The following is a 15,970-nucleotide window of genomic DNA, read 5'->3' on the forward strand; positions in this document are numbered from 1 at the left end:
GCCTCCTTACTTCGGCACCTGCTCAGGGGACGAGAACGATCGATCCGGTCGTCTTGCGCGCCTGCAGGTCGGTGTGTGCCTGCGCGGCATCTTCGAGCGCATAACGGGCGCCGACCTCGACCGTCAGAGCGCCGCTCGACAACGCGTCGAACACATCGCCCGCACGCCATTCGAGCTCGGCTCGGTCCCGTATGTGATGCGCCAGGGTGGGCCTGGTCAGGAACACCGATCCGGCACCGTTGAGACGTTGCGGGTCGAGGGGCGGCACGGGGCCGCTCGCAGCACCGAACAAGGCCAACGTGCCGCTGATACGCAGCGACGCCAGACTTGCGTCGAACGTGTCGGCTCCGACACCGTCGTAGACGGCGTGGACGCCCTCGCCGCCGGTGAGTTCGCGGACCCGGGCCGCGATGTCGTCGTCGTAGCGAAGTACGTGGGCAGCGCCGGCCTGGGCGGACCGATCTGCTTTGGCATCGGTGGACACCGTCGTGATGACTCGCACGCCTTTTCTGACCGCCATCTGGGTCAGCAGAAGACCGACGCCTCCCGCGCCCGCGTGCACCAGGACCGTGTCGCCGCTGCGCGCCGGGTAGGTGGACTCGATCAGGTAATGCGCAGTAATGCCCTGGAGCAGCGCCGACGCCGCCTGATCGGGCGGAACGCCGTCGGGAACGGAGATGGCCGAAGAGGCGTCGACGAGCACGAATTCGGCGTAGCTACCCGGTGCCGCCGCCCAGGCGATGCGGTCTCCAGGAGCGAATGCGGTGACGTCCGGACCGGCCTCGTGGACAACTCCGGAACCCTCGTCGCCGGGGATGTAGGGCAGCGACCGTGGATACAGACCACTACGGAAGTAGGTGTCGATGTAGTTGATGCCGATGGCGTCGACTCGTACGAGAACCTGCCCTGGTCCGGGCTCGGGAATGGGAACGTCCACGACGACCAGGACTTCGGGTCCGCCGGTGTTGTCTACTCGAATGGCGCGCATACCCCTGTTCTACACGGGAGCGAAGTGAGTTCGAGGGCGGACGCGCGCTCCCAGGACGGGGGAGACAAGTTACCGAGCAGTAGCGATTCGTCGGGCCGATGCCGCCACGGTGGACGACCTCGGTATCGTGTCTGCATGGCTACCGAAATCGACAGTGCGGGCAACGAGAAGGACACGTCCAACGAGGTTCCCAAGGGAACTCTCGCGGCGGTGAAGGCTTTCCTCGCCGATCATGGCAACTCGGCCAACGTGGTGATCCAACCCATCGGTCGGGCGGGAACCCGGCTGACTCTCATCGGTGCCGACGGAGTGCTCGGAGATCAGGTGGTTCCGTCGACAGCGGTGGCACACGCGATCGTTGCCCGGTTCGACGAACTGACCGAGGCGGAGTGGGACCGCGAGCTGGTCAGTTCGGTCAATCCGGCACCCGGCCACTACGAGAAGATGGCCGGCTGGGTCGCCCGACAGAAGAAGTTCCCCAAGGCCCGTAATCAGGCCATCGTCGGGTAAACCCCGCTCGCAAAACTGTTTCGATTCGACGGGAACCATCTCGCCTGCCGGTGCGTCGAAGTCAGTGGAGGGGCAGTCGGCCATCTGAGGGGGAGGTCGGCTGCCCCTCCGCTGTAATTCGAAGCTGCTGTGTTTCGAAACCCAGTCTCCGAGCCGGTGTTCGCCAGTCGGCACCCGGAGACTGTTGGGCCTCAGGACGCTGCGGCGACCCTGTCGACGTCGTCTTCCCGGTCGGCAACCGCAGGGCCGCGTGTTCTGCACGAGGCCCACAGTGCAGCCGTGGCAGCCGTGCAGGCTCCGGCACCGGCAACGTGGAACGCGACGAGTACAGCGGGCACCCCGGTGAAGTACTGCACCAGACCGATCAGGGACTGGGCCAGCACGATCGCCACCAGAACGTGCAATCGCTTCTTGACCGCGGTCGGCGCGCCGACCGCGTACAGCGCGAAGCCGAGCCCGACGAGCAGCGCGAGATACCCGACCAAGAATTGTGAGTGCGCGTGCACCAGCGTGACGATCTCGATGCCCAGACGCGGTACCGGCTCTTCGATGCTCTTGTCGCCGGCGTGCGGGCCGGCACCGGTCACCATCGTCCCGGCGATCAGTACGCCGGTCAGCGCGACGCCGGACAGGGCAGTGAGCCCACGTAGCGCCGCGGGGACGGTGGGCAGCGAGTCCGGCGCAGCGTCGGTCTCACCCACCTTGACGAAGAGCAGAGTAGCCAGCCAGACCATCGCCATCGACACCACGAGGTGAATGGCCACCGTCCACCACAACAGTCCGGTCAGCACGGTGAAGCCGCCGATGACGGCCTGCACGACGGTGCCGAGCGGCATGAACCACGCGAACAGCAGGACCTCGCGCCGCCGAGCCGCACGGGTTACAGCGAGAACGACGGCCGCAGCGGCGATGACCACCACGAAGGTGAGCAGTCGGTTGCCGAACTCGACGGCCTGATGCAGCACCGGTACCTCGGACACTCCGACCGGCGTGAAACTTCCGGGGAAGCACTGCGGCCAGGTGGGGCACCCGAGCCCGGAGCCGGTCACTCGAACCACCGCCCCGGTGACGGCTATGCCGCCCTGGGTGAGGATGGCGATGAATGCCAGCACTCGCTGTACCCGCAGCGAGGTCAGGGGCAGATAGGCCACGAGGCGCAGAAATACGCCGTAGAGCTTCCGTAGGAGGTAGGGCACTCCACGATGGTAAACGCCGATCAACTACACAGCGTCGTTGGGTAGAGCGGCCGGCGGGAAGACTCGCTCAGGTGAATTTGAACGTTCGGACCGCGAGAGTGCCGCAGACTGCAGCCCAGACGATCAGCACGGCGACCCCGAAGAGGTCGAAGGACGAGGCCACGCCGCGGTTGAGCGCCTCGCCGAGCGCGCCGGACGGGACGATCCGTGCAACGTTCTGCAGGCCCTGCGGGATCTGATCGTCGACGAACACCGCGCTGCCGATCCCGAGCATCACGAACCAGGCGACGTTGGCCAGCGCCAACACGATCTCCGCCCGCAGAGTGCCGCCGAGCAGCAACCCCATCGAGGCGAACGTCACCGTTCCCAGAGCGATGACGACCGCGCCGAGCAGCAGGCCTGCCGCACTCGGTCGCCAGCCCAGCGCGACGCCGATCGCGCCCAGCAGAACCGACTGCATGATCACGACGATCACGACGGCTACCGACTTGCCGCCGATTATTCCCCAGCGGGGGAGCGGCGTGGCACCGAGTCTCTTGAGGGCACCGTACCGTCGATCGAACCCGACGGCGATCGCCTGTCCGGTGAATGCTGTCGACATGATGGCCACCATCATCACCGCCGGCACGACCCGCGCGACACGGTCGTCGCCGAGCTCGCCGAACGGCAGCAGGGTGAGTCCGATCAAGAGTGTGATCGGAATGAACATCGTCAACAGCAGCTGCTCACCGTTGCGTAGCAACAACTTCAACTCGAGACGTGACTGCGCGAACAGCATCCGTGCGGCCGACGCCGGCTGTGGGCGCGGCGCGAACAGTCCTGTCTCGAAACGGTTGTCGGCGAGCCGGGCTTCTCTGCGCACCGTCACATCCTCAATTCTCTGCCGGTCAGTTCGAGGAACACGTCCTCGAGCCGCCGCTGATCGACCTGCAACTCCGTCGCCAACACGTTCTGCTGTGCGCACCACGAGGTGACGACGACCAGGATCTGCGGCTCGATCACTCCGGTGACCACGTACGACCCCGGTGATGTCTCCGAAGGTACGTAACCGGAGGGCAGGGCCGCGTCGAGCAGGGACAGTTCGAGACCGGGGGGAGCGGAGAAGCGCAACTGTCCCTCGGCTCCTTGCTTGGTGAGCTCGGACGGAGATCCGGAGGCGACGACGCGACCGTTGTCGATGATCGTCAACCGGTCCGCAAGCTGCTCGGCCTCGTCCATCAGATGTGTCGTCAGCAGGACGCCGACGCCGTCGCGTCGAAGTGCGTCGATCAACTCCCACACCAGCAGTCGAGCCTGGGCGTCGAGTCCCGCTGTCGGTTCGTCCAGAAACACCAACTCGGGGCGGCCGACGATGGCACAGGCCAAGGCAAGCCGCTGCTGCTGGCCACCGGACAACCGGCGATAGGGCGTGCGGACCGCCGAGGTCAGGCCGAGGCAGTCGAGGAGCCACGCCGTGTCGAGAGGGTCGGCCGAGTACGAGGCGACGAGCTCGAGCATTTCGCCTGCCTTGGATCCCGGGTAGGCACCGCCGCCCTGAAGCATGACGCCGATGCGCGGTCTGAGCTGTGCGGATTCGGCTATGGGGTCGAGGCCCAGGATTCTGACCGTGCCGCTGTCGGGTACGACGAAGCCTTCGCACATCTCGACGGTGGTGGTCTTTCCGGCTCCGTTGGGGCCGAGCAGCGCGAGAACCTCACCGGCACCGATGCTCAGACTCAGTCCGTCGACGGCGGTGGTGCCGTCGTAGGACTTGCGCACGTCGGTCAACTGCACGACAGGTTGCGCTGCATTCGACATCCCGGAGATCACGAGGACTCAGCGTATTCGTCGGTGCGTCGCTCGGGTGCCGGTGGTCCGCTGCGCGTGGGCCACGGCAGCCGGTTCCGTGTCAGCAGATACAACACGACGATGGTCAGGATGGTCATCACTGCGGCCTGCACGATCTGGAACGGCTGGTACTCGCTGCCGTTCGGCATCAGGATCACGCTGACCAAGGACGAGAAGGCGATGGCAGGACGCCGGAAGGACGGAGTGGTGGCCCATGCGGCCAGCGGAATCACCGCCCACAGCAGGTACCAGGGCTGGACTACCGGGAACAGCAGAACCACTGCTCCCAGCGCCACCCCCAGCGCTCCCACCGAGTGCAGTCGGCCCCTCAGGACAGCGACGAGCATGCGGATGACGATGACGCCGGCGACGACGGCTGCGATCGGTCGAGTGAGACTCAACACAGCAGTGGTGTGATCGCCGAGGCCGAGCAGCACGCCGACGAATCCGGTAGCCAGGCCGAGAATCGTGGGAATCGACATCCAGCTGCGCACCACCCCCGCGGTACCCAGAGTGTGTATCCAACCGAATCCGAGTCCGCTACCCAGGCTCACGACGACTTGGACGGCGACGGCGATCGTGCCGAGCAGCAGCGCAGCGTATGCGACCGATCTCAGTGTGCCGCCCCACCGTCTCGACAGCGCCATGCCGACGAACCCCAGCGCGATCAGCGAAGGGATCTTGATCGTCGACGAAAGTGCGATCACACCCGCTCCGCCGACGAGGAACGCGATATCGGTGCTGCGCAAGGCACCCGGGCGCTCGATCGCACGCAGCGCCAGTTCGGTACCCGCAAGCATGAGACCGATCATCAGGGCCTCGTTGTGAATTCCGGCGACCAGGTGGAACAGCAACAGCGGGTTCGCGGCACCGAGCCACAGTGCCGTGACCGACGCGACTCCGCAGCGGCGCGCGAGACGTGGCAGCGCCCAGACGATCAGCGCGACTCCCGCCAACGCGAGCAGTCGGTGCAGGAAGATGCCGGCGACGATGTTCTCGCCGGTCAAGTACGTGATCCCGCGACCCATCCACAGGAACAGTGGGCCGTAGGGTGCGGGGGTCTCACGCCAGATGTTGGGGACTGTTCGGGTCAGGACGTTGTCGGCCCCGAGCGCGTTCACCGGGCCGATGTCGTAGGGGTCGAGGCCGCGGGCGGTGATCTCACTCTGCGCGAGGTATGAGTAGACGTCGCGCGAGAACATCGGCGGTGCAACCGTGAGCGGCAGGATCCACAGCAGCAGCGTCCGGTCCATCTGGGACCGGCTCAAACGGCGGGGAGTGGCCCCCGAACGCGTCTGCCCCAGTGCGAACCTGCCGAGCAGCAGCCACGCGAGCACCACGAGCACGGTCCCCGTCATCGTCACGGTCAGAGCCGACGTGGCCATGCGCGACGGCAGACTCAACAATCGGACGCCTGCGATGGGGTTCTGCAGCACCGGCTGCGCACCCGCGCCGAGAGCGCCGATCGCCATCAACAGGGCACCCGCGGCTCCGAAGCGGCGAATGTTGCGCAGTTGAACGGTCTCGGCAGGATCGAGACCGGGTGCCTCCGGCTCGTCGCCGTGCAGCGTGGCGACACCGGCACCCGGAGGGGTCTGTTCCAGGCCGAACACGCGCCGAGCAGGGGTGAGAATCACCCTCTGCAGCACGGTGGCGCGGTCGGATTCGGGGTGCTTCGGATCGGGGAACGAGCTGGCACCGGTCGCGGAAGGCGAGTTCTCGGAACTCTGCTCACTCTCGGTCGATGGCACAGTGGGAGCGTAACGGTGTGCCCGTGCGCGATTCACCCGGTCCTCCGGACTCCGCGGCCTGCGTCGCCCGGCCGGGAATCGCACATGGGATAGGGCACCCTTGCTGGACCAGGTAAAACAATTCCGTCACACTGGTGTTGTGAAAACAACCGAGAGTTCGCTCGTGCGTCCGGAAAGTGTCGATCCCTCGACCGCCGGAGCAGGCGCGTCGTCGGTGCGACCGGCATCGGCCCCCGAGGGTCAGACCCGGGGCGCGGTGGTCACCCTACTGCTCGAAGAAGGCCCCATCACCGCGTCGGACATCGGCACCCGCCTGGGGTTGAGTGCCGCTGGTGTTCGACGTCACCTCGACGCGCTCATCGATGCAGGCGAGGCCAGGATCACCACCCCGGCCGGAGCCCGTCAGCGTGGACGCGGCCGACCTGCCAAGCATTTCCAACTCACCGCCGCCGGCCGTAATCGCCTGGGCCACACCTACGACGATCTGGCCGGAGCTGCGATGCGGCAACTGCGCAAGATCGGCGGCAACGACGCGATCGAAACGTTCGCACGTCAACGCGTCAACACCATCGTTGCTGACGTCGAACCCGCAACCGGCTCCGACGCACATGCCGTGGAGACCGCGGCGGGACGAATTGCCGATGCGTTCAGCGCAGCGGGCTTTTCGGCCACCACGCGACAGGTCGGCAACGGAGTGCAGATCTGCCAACACCACTGCCCGGTCTCGCACGTCGCGGCGGAGTTTCCCGAATTGTGCGAGGCAGAACAGGCCGCGTTCGCCGAGATCCTCGGCACGCACGTGCAGCGTCTTGCCACCATCGCGAACGGCAACTGCGCCTGCACCACACACGTACCGCTCACCACGACCCGATCGAGGAGCGGTCGATCCGATACCGACGTATCGACAGATAGTTCACACAAGATGACCTCCGACACGCAGCCCCGCGTCGGAGAACGCACACGCCTCCGGAAGGAGCCCGCATGACCGTCACACCAGACCAGGTGACACCCGCCGCGCCGCTGACTCAGGACGAGACCATCGCCTCGCTCGGCACCTACGGATACGGCTGGGCCGATTCCGACGTGGCCGGCGCAAGCGCGAAGCGCGGCTTGTCCGAGGCCGTCGTTCGTGACATCTCGGCCAAGAAGAGCGAGCCCGAGTGGATGCTCGAAGCCCGCCTGAAGGCGCTCAAGGCCTTCGACCGCAAGCCCATGCCCAACTGGGGTTCCGACCTGGACGGCATCGACTTCGACAACATCAAGTACTTCGTGCGGTCCAGCGAGAAGCAGGCTGCCACGTGGGACGACCTGCCCGAGGACATCAAGAACACGTACGACAAGCTCGGCATCCCCGAGGCCGAGAAGCAGCGCCTCGTGTCCGGTGTCGCCGCGCAGTACGAGTCCGAGGTCGTCTACCACTCGATCCGTGAGGATCTCGAGGCGCAGGGCGTGTTGTTCCTCGACACCGACACCGCACTCAGGGAGCAGCCGGAGCTGTTCCGCGAGTACTTCGGCACCGTCATTCCGGCAGGCGACAACAAGTTCTCTGCGTTGAACACCGCAGTGTGGTCCGGTGGATCGTTCATCTACATCCCGCCGGGCGTGCACGTCGACATCCCGCTGCAGGCCTACTTCCGGATCAACACCGAGAACATGGGCCAGTTCGAGCGCACGCTGATCATCGTCGACGAGGGTGCCTACGTGCACTACGTCGAGGGCTGCACCGCCCCGATCTACAAGTCGGATTCGCTGCACTCCGCCGTGGTCGAGATCATCGTCAAGAAGGGTGGTCGTTGCCGGTACACGACCATTCAGAACTGGTCGAACAACGTCTACAACCTGGTCACCAAGCGCGCCAAGGCAGAAGCAGGCGCAACGATGGAGTGGGTCGACGGCAACATCGGCTCCAAGGTCACCATGAAGTACCCGGCTGTGTGGATGACCGGCGAATACGCCAAGGGCGAGGTTCTCTCGGTTGCGTTCGCAGGGCCCGATCAGCACCAGGACACCGGTTCCAAGATGCTGCACCTGGCACCGCACACGTCGTCGAACATCGTCAGCAAGTCCGTCGCCCGTGGCGGTGGACGGACGTCCTACCGCGGTCTGATCCAGATCAACAAGGGCGCTCACGGCTCGCGTTCGACGGTCAAGTGCGACGCCCTGCTGGTCGACACGATCAGTCGGTCGGACACCTACCCGTACGTCGACATCCGTGAGGACGACGTGTCGATGGGTCACGAGGCCACGGTCTCGAAGGTCAGTGACGATCAGTTGTTCTACCTGATGAGCCGCGGCATGACCGAGGACGAAGCGATGGCAATGGTCGTTCGCGGATTCGTCGAGCCCATTGCTCGCGAACTGCCGATGGAATACGCGCTCGAGCTCAACCGGCTCATCGAGTTGCAGATGGAAGGGTCGGTCGGATAAGTGAACAACCCCCTCACCGGAGTCATGGGTGCTGTGGCATCGGAAAACCCGGCATCCGAGAACCCCGATTCCGCCAAGGAAGACAAGTCGAAGCTCGTCGCGAACAAGGGCGCTCAGTTCACGTCGTACGACGTGAACGCGTTCGAGGTGCCGTCGGGCCGTGACGAGCTGTGGCGCTTCACGCCGCTGCGTCGCCTTCGCGGCCTGCACGACGGTTCCGCCGTCGCCGACGGGACCGCTCAGGTCACCGTCGGTGCTGCCGACCAGGTGGTCGTGGAGACCGTGGGACGCGATGACGATCGACTCGGGAAGGCCGGCGTGCCTGCCGATCGGATTGCTGCGCAGGCATACTCGGCCTTCGCCGAGGCAACGATCGTCAGTGTTCCGAACGAGGTCGAGGTAGCGGATCCGATCGAGATCACGATCGACGGACCGGGCGTCGACCACGTCGCCTACGGACACGTGCAGATTCGTCTCGGCACGTTTGCTCGCGCCACCGTGGTGATCGATCAGCGCGGCAGCGGCACGTACGCCGAGAACGTCGAGTTCGTGCTGGGTGACAGCTCGCAGTTGCATGTCGTGCTGATCCAGGACTGGCAGTCGGACGCTGTGCACGTGGCCGCTCATCACGCCCTGCTCGGACGTGACTCGGTGTTGCGCCATTACAACGTCAGCCTCGGCGGCGATCTGGTGCGCATCAGCCCGACCGTGCGCTACAGCGCACCCGGCGGTGACGCGAACATGCTCGGTGTGTACTTCGCCGACGCCGGCCAGCATCTCGAGCAGCGTCTGCTTGTCGACCATTCGGCTCCGCACTGCAAGTCGAACGTGATGTACAAGGGTGCGCTCCAGGGTGAAACCGGACCCGGCACCGTCGACGCGCACACCGTATGGATCGGCGACGTTCTCATCCGCGCCGAGGCCGAGGGCACCGAGACGTACGAACTGAACCGAAATCTCGTGCTCACCGACGGTGCCCGCGCCGATTCGGTGCCGAACCTGGAAATCGAAACCGGCGAGATCGTCGGGGCAGGGCACGCCAGTGCTACCGGCCGATTCGATGACGAGCAGCTGTTCTACCTGCGCGCTCGCGGCATCTCGGAGGAGGTGGCCCGCCGACTGGTCGTCCGCGGCTTCTTCCACGAAATCATCGACAAGATTCCGGTCCCCGCCGTACGCGAGCGTCTCGACGCTGCCATCGAGACCGAACTCGCCGTCGTCGGCGCGTAGGTCCACCCGAACCTTTCTCGACTGCACAAAGGAACTTTGATGTCCACACTCGAAATCCGCGATCTGCACGTCAGCGTCGCCAACACCGACTCGTCCGCCGAGCCGATCGACATCCTCAAAGGTGTCGATCTGACCGTGAAGTCCGGCGAGACCCACGCGATCATGGGGCCCAACGGCTCCGGTAAGTCCACCTTGTCGTACGCCATTGCGGGCCACCCGAAGTACACCGTCACCTCGGGCACCATCACCCTCGACGGTGAAGACGTGCTCGAGATGAGCGTCGACGAGCGCGCCCGCGCAGGCCTGTTCCTGGCGATGCAGTACCCGGTGGAGGTGCCCGGCGTGTCGATGTCGAACTTCCTGCGCACCGCCGCCACCGCCGTGCGCGGCGAAGCCCCCAAGCTGCGGCACTGGGTCAAGGAAGCCAAGACCGCCATGAGCGAACTCGAGATCGAGGCCAACTTCCTCGAGCGCAACGTCAACGAGGGCTTCTCCGGCGGCGAGAAGAAGCGGCACGAGATTCTCCAGCTGGGACTGCTCAAGCCCAAGATCGCGATCCTCGACGAGACCGACTCCGGCCTCGACGTCGACGCTCTGCGAGTGGTGTCCGAGGGCGTCAACAAGTATAAGGAACGCGAAAACGGGGGAGTGCTGCTGATCACGCACTACACCCGCATTCTTCGCTACATCAAGCCCGATTTCGTGCACGTCTTCGTCAACGGTGAGATCGTCAAGTCCGGCGGTGCCGAGTTGGCCGACGAGCTCGAGGCCAACGGCTACGCCGGCTACACGCAGGCCGCGACCACCGGAGCATGAGTATGGCTGCATCGGCAGCTGTGGCGGTAGCGGCATCGTTCGATGTCGCTGCCGTTCGCCGCGATTTTCCTATCCTCTCGCGCACCGTCCGCGACGGAAAGCCGTTGGTGTATCTGGATTCCGGCGCAACCTCACAGCGGCCGGTGCAGGTACTCGACGCCGAACGCGAGTTCCTCACCACTTGTAACGCGGCAGTGCACCGCGGGGCGCATCAACTGGCCGAAGAAGCCACCGACGCCTACGAGGGAGCCCGGGCGGCTATCGCCGAGTTCGTCGGTGCAGACGTCGACGAGATCGTCTTCACCAAGAACGCGACCGAGTCGCTGAACTTGGTGACGTACGTCCTGGCCGATCAGCGCTTCGATCGTCATCTCGGGCCCGGGGACGAGATCGTCGTCACCGAAATCGAACACCACGCCAATCTCGTTCCGTGGCAAGAGCTTGCGGCCCGTACCGGCGCAACCCTGCGGTGGTACGGCGTGACCGACGACGGTCGAATCGACCTCGACTCGCTGGAATTGTCGTCCGCGGTGAAGGTCGTCGCCTTCACCCACCAGTCGAACGTGACCGGTGCCGTCGCTCCCGTCGAGGAGTTGGTGCGTCGCGCCCGAGCTGTCGGCGCGCTCGTCGTCCTCGACGCGTGCCAGTCGGTGCCCCACATGAAGGTCGATTTCCACGACCTCGATGTCGACTACGCAGCGTTCTCCGGCCACAAGATGCTGGGACCCTCGGGTGTCGGAGTGTTGTACGGCAAGGCCGCATTGCTCGAGGCGATGCCGCCGTTCATCACCGGCGGGTCGATGATCGAGACGGTCACGATGGAGAAGACGACGTTCGCGCCGCCGCCACAACGCTTCGAGGCCGGTGTGCCCATGACGTCGCAGGTCATCGGGCTCGGTGCCGCCGTACGGTACCTCGACAACATCGGCATCGACGCCGTGGCAGCTCACGAAAAGACCTTGGTCGCAGCGACTCTCGCCGAGTTTGCAAAGATCGACGGCGTTCGAGTCATCGGCCCGACGGAGAACGTCGACCGTGGTTCTGCGGTGTCGTTCGTCGTCGACGGTATCCACGCACACGACCTGGGGCAGATTCTCGACGACGAAGGCGTCGCCATTCGCGTCGGGCATCATTGCGCATGGCCGCTGCACCGGCGCTTCGGAGTGGCAGCGACCGCGCGGGCGTCCTTCGCGTTGTACAACACCGTCGAGGAAGTCCAGGTGTTGGCGAACGCGATACGCCGCGCGCAAACGTTCTTCGGCACCGACCGCAGTGAGGAGGGACGCGCCTGATGCGAATGGAACAGATGTACCAGGAAGTGATTCTCGATCACTACAAGCATCCGCACGGTCGTGGACTGCGCGAGCCGTTCGGCGCGGAGGTGCACCACGTCAATCCCACGTGTGGTGACGAGGTGACTCTGCGGGTTCACGTGGACAACGGCACCGTTGCAGACGTCTCGTACGACGGCCAAGGTTGCTCGATAAGCCAAGCCGCCACGTCGGTGCTGACCGATCAGGTGGTCGGATTGTCGGTCGAGGACGCCTTGAAGACAGTGGATTCGTTCAGCGAGATGGTCGGCAGCAGAGGTACCGTCGAGGGAGACGAAGACGTCATCGGCGACGGCATTGCGTTCGCCGGTGTGGCCAAGTATCCGGCTCGCGTGAAGTGCGCCTTGCTGGGTTGGATGGCTTTCAAGGATGCGGTTGTTCAAGTAGTGGACGCAGATACGCCAGCTACGACGGGCGGGATCGCCCAGTCGGCACTTTCCGGAGGACAGCAATCATGACCGACGCAACAGAGACCACACCGGCTCCGACGACGACGCCGGTGGAACTCACCGCCGACGAGATCAAGGTGCTCGAGGACCTCGAAGAAGCGATGCGCGACGTCGTCGACCCCGAGCTGGGAATCAACGTCGTCGATCTCGGTCTGGTCTACGACATCAAGATCGACGCCGAGGACATCGTGACCGTCGACATGACACTGACGTCGGCGGCCTGTCCGTTGACCGACGTCATCGAGGATCAGGCCCGTGGTGCGCTCGTGCGCAGTGGGCTCGCCGCCGACCTGAAGATCAACTGGGTCTGGATGCCGCCGTGGGGACCGGACAAGATCACCGACGACGGACGCGAGCAGCTTCGGGCTCTCGGCTTCACCGTCTGACGGTCGACTCTCGCTGCCCCGTCATGCACCCTTCGCTTCATCGGTGGACGGGGCAGCCTTTTTCGCTGCGGCCTTCTTTGCCGGAGCTTTTTTCGCCGGGGTCTTTCGCGCGGTGGTCTTCTTGGCAGCAGTCTTCTTGGCCGGTGTCTTGGACGACGACGATTGTGACGTCGACGAATCGGACCCCGACTTCGCGTTCTTCCCCGCGGCTTCGACGCTGCGCTGGAGGGCCGCCACCAGATCCACGACCTCCGCGTCTTCGCCGTCGTCCTCGGATTCGGCCTCGGTGTGGATGACCTTCTCGCCACCGTTCGCCAGAGTCTCGTCGATCAGTTTGCGCAGTTCGATCTGGTAATCGTCGGTGTACTCCGTCGGATCGAACTCCGAGGACATACTCTCGACCAGCGACGTCGCCATCTTCACTTCTTGTGGACGCGCCGACGGTGCGTCGTCGAGTGACGGGAATTCTGCTGCCCGCACCTCGTCCGGCCACAGAAGAGTCTGGATGACCAGCACGTTGTCCCGGACCCGGAGTGCTGCCAGCCGCGTCTTCTGTCGCAGCGTGAAATGCACGAGCGCGGTGCGTTCGGTTTCTTCCAGCGTCTCACGCAGCAGTACGTATGCCTTGGGCGACGACGAGTCGGGCTCCAGGAAGTAACTCTTGTCGTAAAGGATCGGATCGATCTGCTCGGTCGGAACGAATTCGAGCACCGGGATCTCGTGCTTCTCGGCAGCGGGGAGTTTGTCGAAGTCGTCGTCGGTGAGGATCACACGCTCGCCGTCGGGGGAGTCGTACGCCTTGTCGATGTCGGCGAACTGAACCGACTTCCCGCACTCCTGACAGATGCGGTCGTACTTGATTCGTCCACCGTCCTTCGCGTGCACTTGATGGAACCGGATGTCGTGTTGCTCGGTGGCCGAGTAGACCTTGACCGGCACGTTGACGAGTCCGAAGGCGATCGAGCCTTTCCAAATGCTGCGCATGTGTTCATGATCGCCGACCGGGCACCTGTGTGTCGACCGTTGACGAGAAACTCAGCCGCGTCTCGGAGCGTGGACGACGGTGCGTGCGATGGCCAGCCTGGCCGAGACCGGAAGGGTGGGAAACATTCTCAGCATTGCGGTCATGGTCCCGATGGCGTCGTCGTGACCGGACAGGTACGAGCGTTGCAGTTCTACCGGCAGCGAGAAGAAGCTGGCGAAGAACTGCGGCACCATCTCCGGCTCGAGGCTCAGCGCAGTGCGCAGCCCCAGGTTGCGTAGCTTCTGCACCGTCCAGGTGTGGAGTGCGCGTCGGCTTCCCGGCTTGCCGGTACGAAATCCGTCGACCAGGTGATCCGCGGACGCCAACGACGCCGCGACGCTGTATCCCGTCGCTGGATGCATCAGATTCGACCGCGACCCGAACAAGACGGGCCCGCTTCGTGGGGTGCGCAGCCGCGAGCGCGGCGGAGGTTCGACCGAAAAGCGCACCCGCTCCACGTACTCGGTCCCGGTCGGCACGAGATCGCGTCGGGCGAGACGATGATGCAGACGAGTCCGGAGTGCATCGAGGTGGAGGGCAGGCCTGCCGACCAGACATGTTTCTTCGAGCAGAACGCGTCGATCGTCGAGCGCGACGGCATAGAGAAAACTCGGGACTTCACCGGGTCGTACGCCGTTGTCGGTGCGCCAGTCCATGAACCAGGCGTCGGAGCCTTCCAAAATGGGCTCAGCGCGTTCGCGATCTACGACGATTCCGTAGGCCGTCTGCTGCGCCAGATCACGCGAGTCGAGCGTCCCCCGCGCATCGACGACGTGGCGAGCAGTGACGACGGTTCCGTCGACGGTGGTGACGCGGGTGCCGGTGACATCGACTGCGGTGCCCGCTTGCACTCGGACGAGGTCGAGAGACAGTGAGGTCTGCAGGGCACGCGTGTCGAGCACGCAGTAGGTGCGGTCGATGACGCGGTGCCGATCGGTCCATACAGCGGGCCTGCACGCAGTCGAGGCGACTGCTGACTCCGACAGCCATGACGGCAATTCGTCCGCCCATGCCGAGTAGGTCGGCGTCCAGGTTCGAGACGGGTGCGGATCGACTGCGAGAACGTCCATTCCCGCGGCCGCGCAGCGGTGGGCGATCGCGCGACCCGCCGGTCCCAGGCCGACCACCGCGACGTCGGCTGACAGGTCGCTCACATTCCGCCGGTGGCGAGCAGGCCACCGTCGACGCGCACCGTCTCGCCGGTGATCCACGAGGACGCGTCCGAGACCAGGAACGCGACGAGCGATGCCACGTCATCTGGGGTACCGAGTCGCTTCATCGGGTAGCCGGCTGCTGCTGCTTCCTCGCCGCCGGCGAACAACGCCTCGGCGAACTTGGTCTTCACCACGCCCGGCGCCACCGCGTTGACGCGAATCTTCGGCCCGAGCTGCCATGCCAGCTCCTCGGTGAGCCGGATCAGCGCAGCTTTGGATGCGCCGTACGCGGCAATGACTCCGGTGGAGCGGATGCCTGCGACGCTGGCGATGTTGACGACCGCACCGCCGTGCTCACCCATCCACGCATGGAACGCGTTCTGCACGAAGCCGAGCGTGCCGACGACGTTGGTGTCGAAAATCTTGCTGACACCGACGAGGTCGGCATCCATCAGCGAGCCGTAGACGGGGTTGATACCGGTGTTGTTGACCAGGATGTCCAGCGAGCCGAAGGTCTCGACGGTGCGGTCCACCGCAGTGCGCCGGTGTTCCGAGTCGCCCGCGTTACCGTCCAGCGCGAGTACGGAGCCGCCGAGTTCCGCCGCGACGGCCAGCAACTGTTCCCGCTTGCGTGCAGTTATGGCCACGTTGGCGCCGCGTGCGAGCAGTTCTGCGGCGATCGCTCGGCCGATGCCTCGACTGCCCCCGGTGACCAGTGCGGTCCGTCCGGTGAGGTCGAGGGGCAGGGCTGGGCGGGCAGCGGCCGTATCGGGGACGTCGGTCATCGCTCAGACGTTACCGGGGTCACCTGCGTTCCTGGGTAGAGGCACGTGAATGCTGAGCTAAAATGGGGGTTTGCTGTGCCGACCTTCGGCGCTTTC

Annotated in this window: 16 protein-coding genes; 8 read left to right on the top strand and 8 right to left on the bottom strand. The window is 65.1% G+C overall.

Annotated features, from left to right (window positions below; translation table 11 throughout):
* Positions 1 to 22: 22 nt before the first annotated feature.
* Positions 23 to 988 carry a quinone oxidoreductase gene (locus E4P29_RS14530; RefSeq protein ID WP_135045698.1) on the bottom strand — a complete coding sequence of 322 codons (966 nt, stop codon included), beginning with the start codon at positions 986 to 988 and terminating at the stop codon, positions 23 to 25.
* Between the two features lie 135 nt (positions 989 to 1,123).
* Here E4P29_RS14530 and E4P29_RS14535 point away from each other — a divergent pair, with 135 nt between their 5' ends.
* The gene (locus tag E4P29_RS14535; protein WP_135045700.1) at positions 1,124 to 1,498 is read left to right on the top strand and encodes a hypothetical protein; all 375 of its coding nucleotides are present in this window, start codon (positions 1,124 to 1,126) and stop codon (positions 1,496 to 1,498) included.
* Positions 1,499 to 1,689: 191 nt separating this feature from the next.
* Here the strand turns inward: E4P29_RS14535 and E4P29_RS14540 are convergent, their stop codons facing one another.
* The 4 genes from E4P29_RS14540 to mptB form a co-directional block, all read right to left on the bottom strand.
* Positions 1,690 to 2,694 carry a heme A synthase gene (locus E4P29_RS14540; protein WP_135045702.1) on the bottom strand — a complete coding sequence of 335 codons (1,005 nt, stop codon included), beginning with the start codon at positions 2,692 to 2,694 and terminating at the stop codon, positions 1,690 to 1,692.
* 67 nt (positions 2,695 to 2,761) lie between these two features.
* Positions 2,762 to 3,562 (bottom strand): ABC transporter permease, encoded by an 801-nt coding sequence (locus tag E4P29_RS14545; protein ID WP_135045704.1) that lies wholly within the window; start codon positions 3,560 to 3,562, stop codon positions 2,762 to 2,764.
* Positions 3,559 to 4,491, bottom strand: coding sequence for an ABC transporter ATP-binding protein (locus E4P29_RS14550; RefSeq protein ID WP_135045903.1), 933 nt, complete (start codon positions 4,489 to 4,491; stop codon positions 3,559 to 3,561). The genes E4P29_RS14545 and E4P29_RS14550 overlap by 4 nt, the downstream gene beginning before the upstream one ends.
* Before the next feature lie 8 nt (positions 4,492 to 4,499).
* The gene (gene mptB / locus E4P29_RS14555; protein ID WP_209205414.1) at positions 4,500 to 6,134 is read right to left on the bottom strand and encodes a polyprenol phosphomannose-dependent alpha 1,6 mannosyltransferase MptB; all 1,635 of its coding nucleotides are present in this window, start codon (positions 6,132 to 6,134) and stop codon (positions 4,500 to 4,502) included.
* Between the two features lie 241 nt (positions 6,135 to 6,375).
* Between mptB and E4P29_RS14560 the strand changes: the two genes are divergently transcribed.
* The 7 genes from E4P29_RS14560 to E4P29_RS14590 are packed head-to-tail and all read left to right on the top strand — an operon-like array spanning position 6,376 to position 12,911.
* A complete protein-coding gene (locus E4P29_RS14560) occupies positions 6,376 to 7,257 on the top strand; it encodes a metalloregulator ArsR/SmtB family transcription factor (protein ID WP_209205415.1) in 882 nt (293 codons plus the stop codon).
* Entirely contained in the window at positions 7,254 to 8,699 is a 1,446-nt protein-coding gene (gene sufB, locus E4P29_RS14565) for a Fe-S cluster assembly protein SufB (protein ID WP_135045709.1), read from the top strand. The genes E4P29_RS14560 and sufB overlap by 4 nt, the downstream gene beginning before the upstream one ends.
* The gene (gene sufD, locus E4P29_RS14570) at positions 8,700 to 9,929 is read left to right on the top strand and encodes a Fe-S cluster assembly protein SufD (protein ID WP_245154330.1); all 1,230 of its coding nucleotides are present in this window, start codon (positions 8,700 to 8,702) and stop codon (positions 9,927 to 9,929) included. It abuts the gene before it with no gap.
* A gap of 39 nt (positions 9,930 to 9,968) precedes the next feature.
* Positions 9,969 to 10,745 (top strand): Fe-S cluster assembly ATPase SufC, encoded by a 777-nt coding sequence (gene sufC, locus E4P29_RS14575; protein WP_135045711.1) that lies wholly within the window; start codon positions 9,969 to 9,971, stop codon positions 10,743 to 10,745.
* A gap of 2 nt (positions 10,746 to 10,747) precedes the next feature.
* Entirely contained in the window at positions 10,748 to 12,037 is a 1,290-nt protein-coding gene (locus E4P29_RS14580; RefSeq protein WP_135045713.1) for a cysteine desulfurase, read from the top strand.
* Positions 12,037 to 12,534, top strand: a complete 498-nt coding sequence (gene sufU / locus E4P29_RS14585; RefSeq protein WP_135045715.1) for a Fe-S cluster assembly sulfur transfer protein SufU — start codon at positions 12,037 to 12,039, stop codon at positions 12,532 to 12,534. The genes E4P29_RS14580 and sufU overlap by 1 nt, the downstream gene beginning before the upstream one ends.
* Positions 12,531 to 12,911 (top strand): metal-sulfur cluster assembly factor, encoded by a 381-nt coding sequence (locus E4P29_RS14590; RefSeq protein WP_135045717.1) that lies wholly within the window; start codon positions 12,531 to 12,533, stop codon positions 12,909 to 12,911. The genes sufU and E4P29_RS14590 overlap by 4 nt, the downstream gene beginning before the upstream one ends.
* A 21-nt stretch (positions 12,912 to 12,932) precedes the next feature.
* On the opposite strand, the gene E4P29_RS14595 is transcribed toward E4P29_RS14590, so the two are convergent.
* Genes E4P29_RS14595 through E4P29_RS14605 form a run of 3 tightly spaced genes read right to left on the bottom strand, consistent with a single transcriptional unit; the run spans position 12,933 to position 15,874 of the window.
* The gene (locus E4P29_RS14595) at positions 12,933 to 13,895 is read right to left on the bottom strand and encodes a Ku protein (RefSeq protein WP_135045719.1); all 963 of its coding nucleotides are present in this window, start codon (positions 13,893 to 13,895) and stop codon (positions 12,933 to 12,935) included.
* Between the two features lie 51 nt (positions 13,896 to 13,946).
* On the bottom strand, positions 13,947 to 15,089 hold the full coding sequence (locus E4P29_RS14600) for a lycopene cyclase family protein (protein ID WP_245154331.1): 1,143 nt from the start codon (positions 15,087 to 15,089) through the stop codon (positions 13,947 to 13,949).
* Complete coding sequence (locus E4P29_RS14605) at positions 15,086 to 15,874, bottom strand: SDR family oxidoreductase (RefSeq protein ID WP_135045723.1); 789 nt, start codon at positions 15,872 to 15,874, stop codon at positions 15,086 to 15,088. Before E4P29_RS14605 ends, E4P29_RS14600 begins: the two co-directional genes overlap by 4 nt.
* Positions 15,875 to 15,970 lie beyond the last annotated feature (96 nt).

It is taken from the genome of Rhodococcus sp. 1R11 (assembly GCF_004563845.1).
GTDB lineage: Bacteria > Actinomycetota > Actinomycetes > Mycobacteriales > Mycobacteriaceae > Rhodococcoides.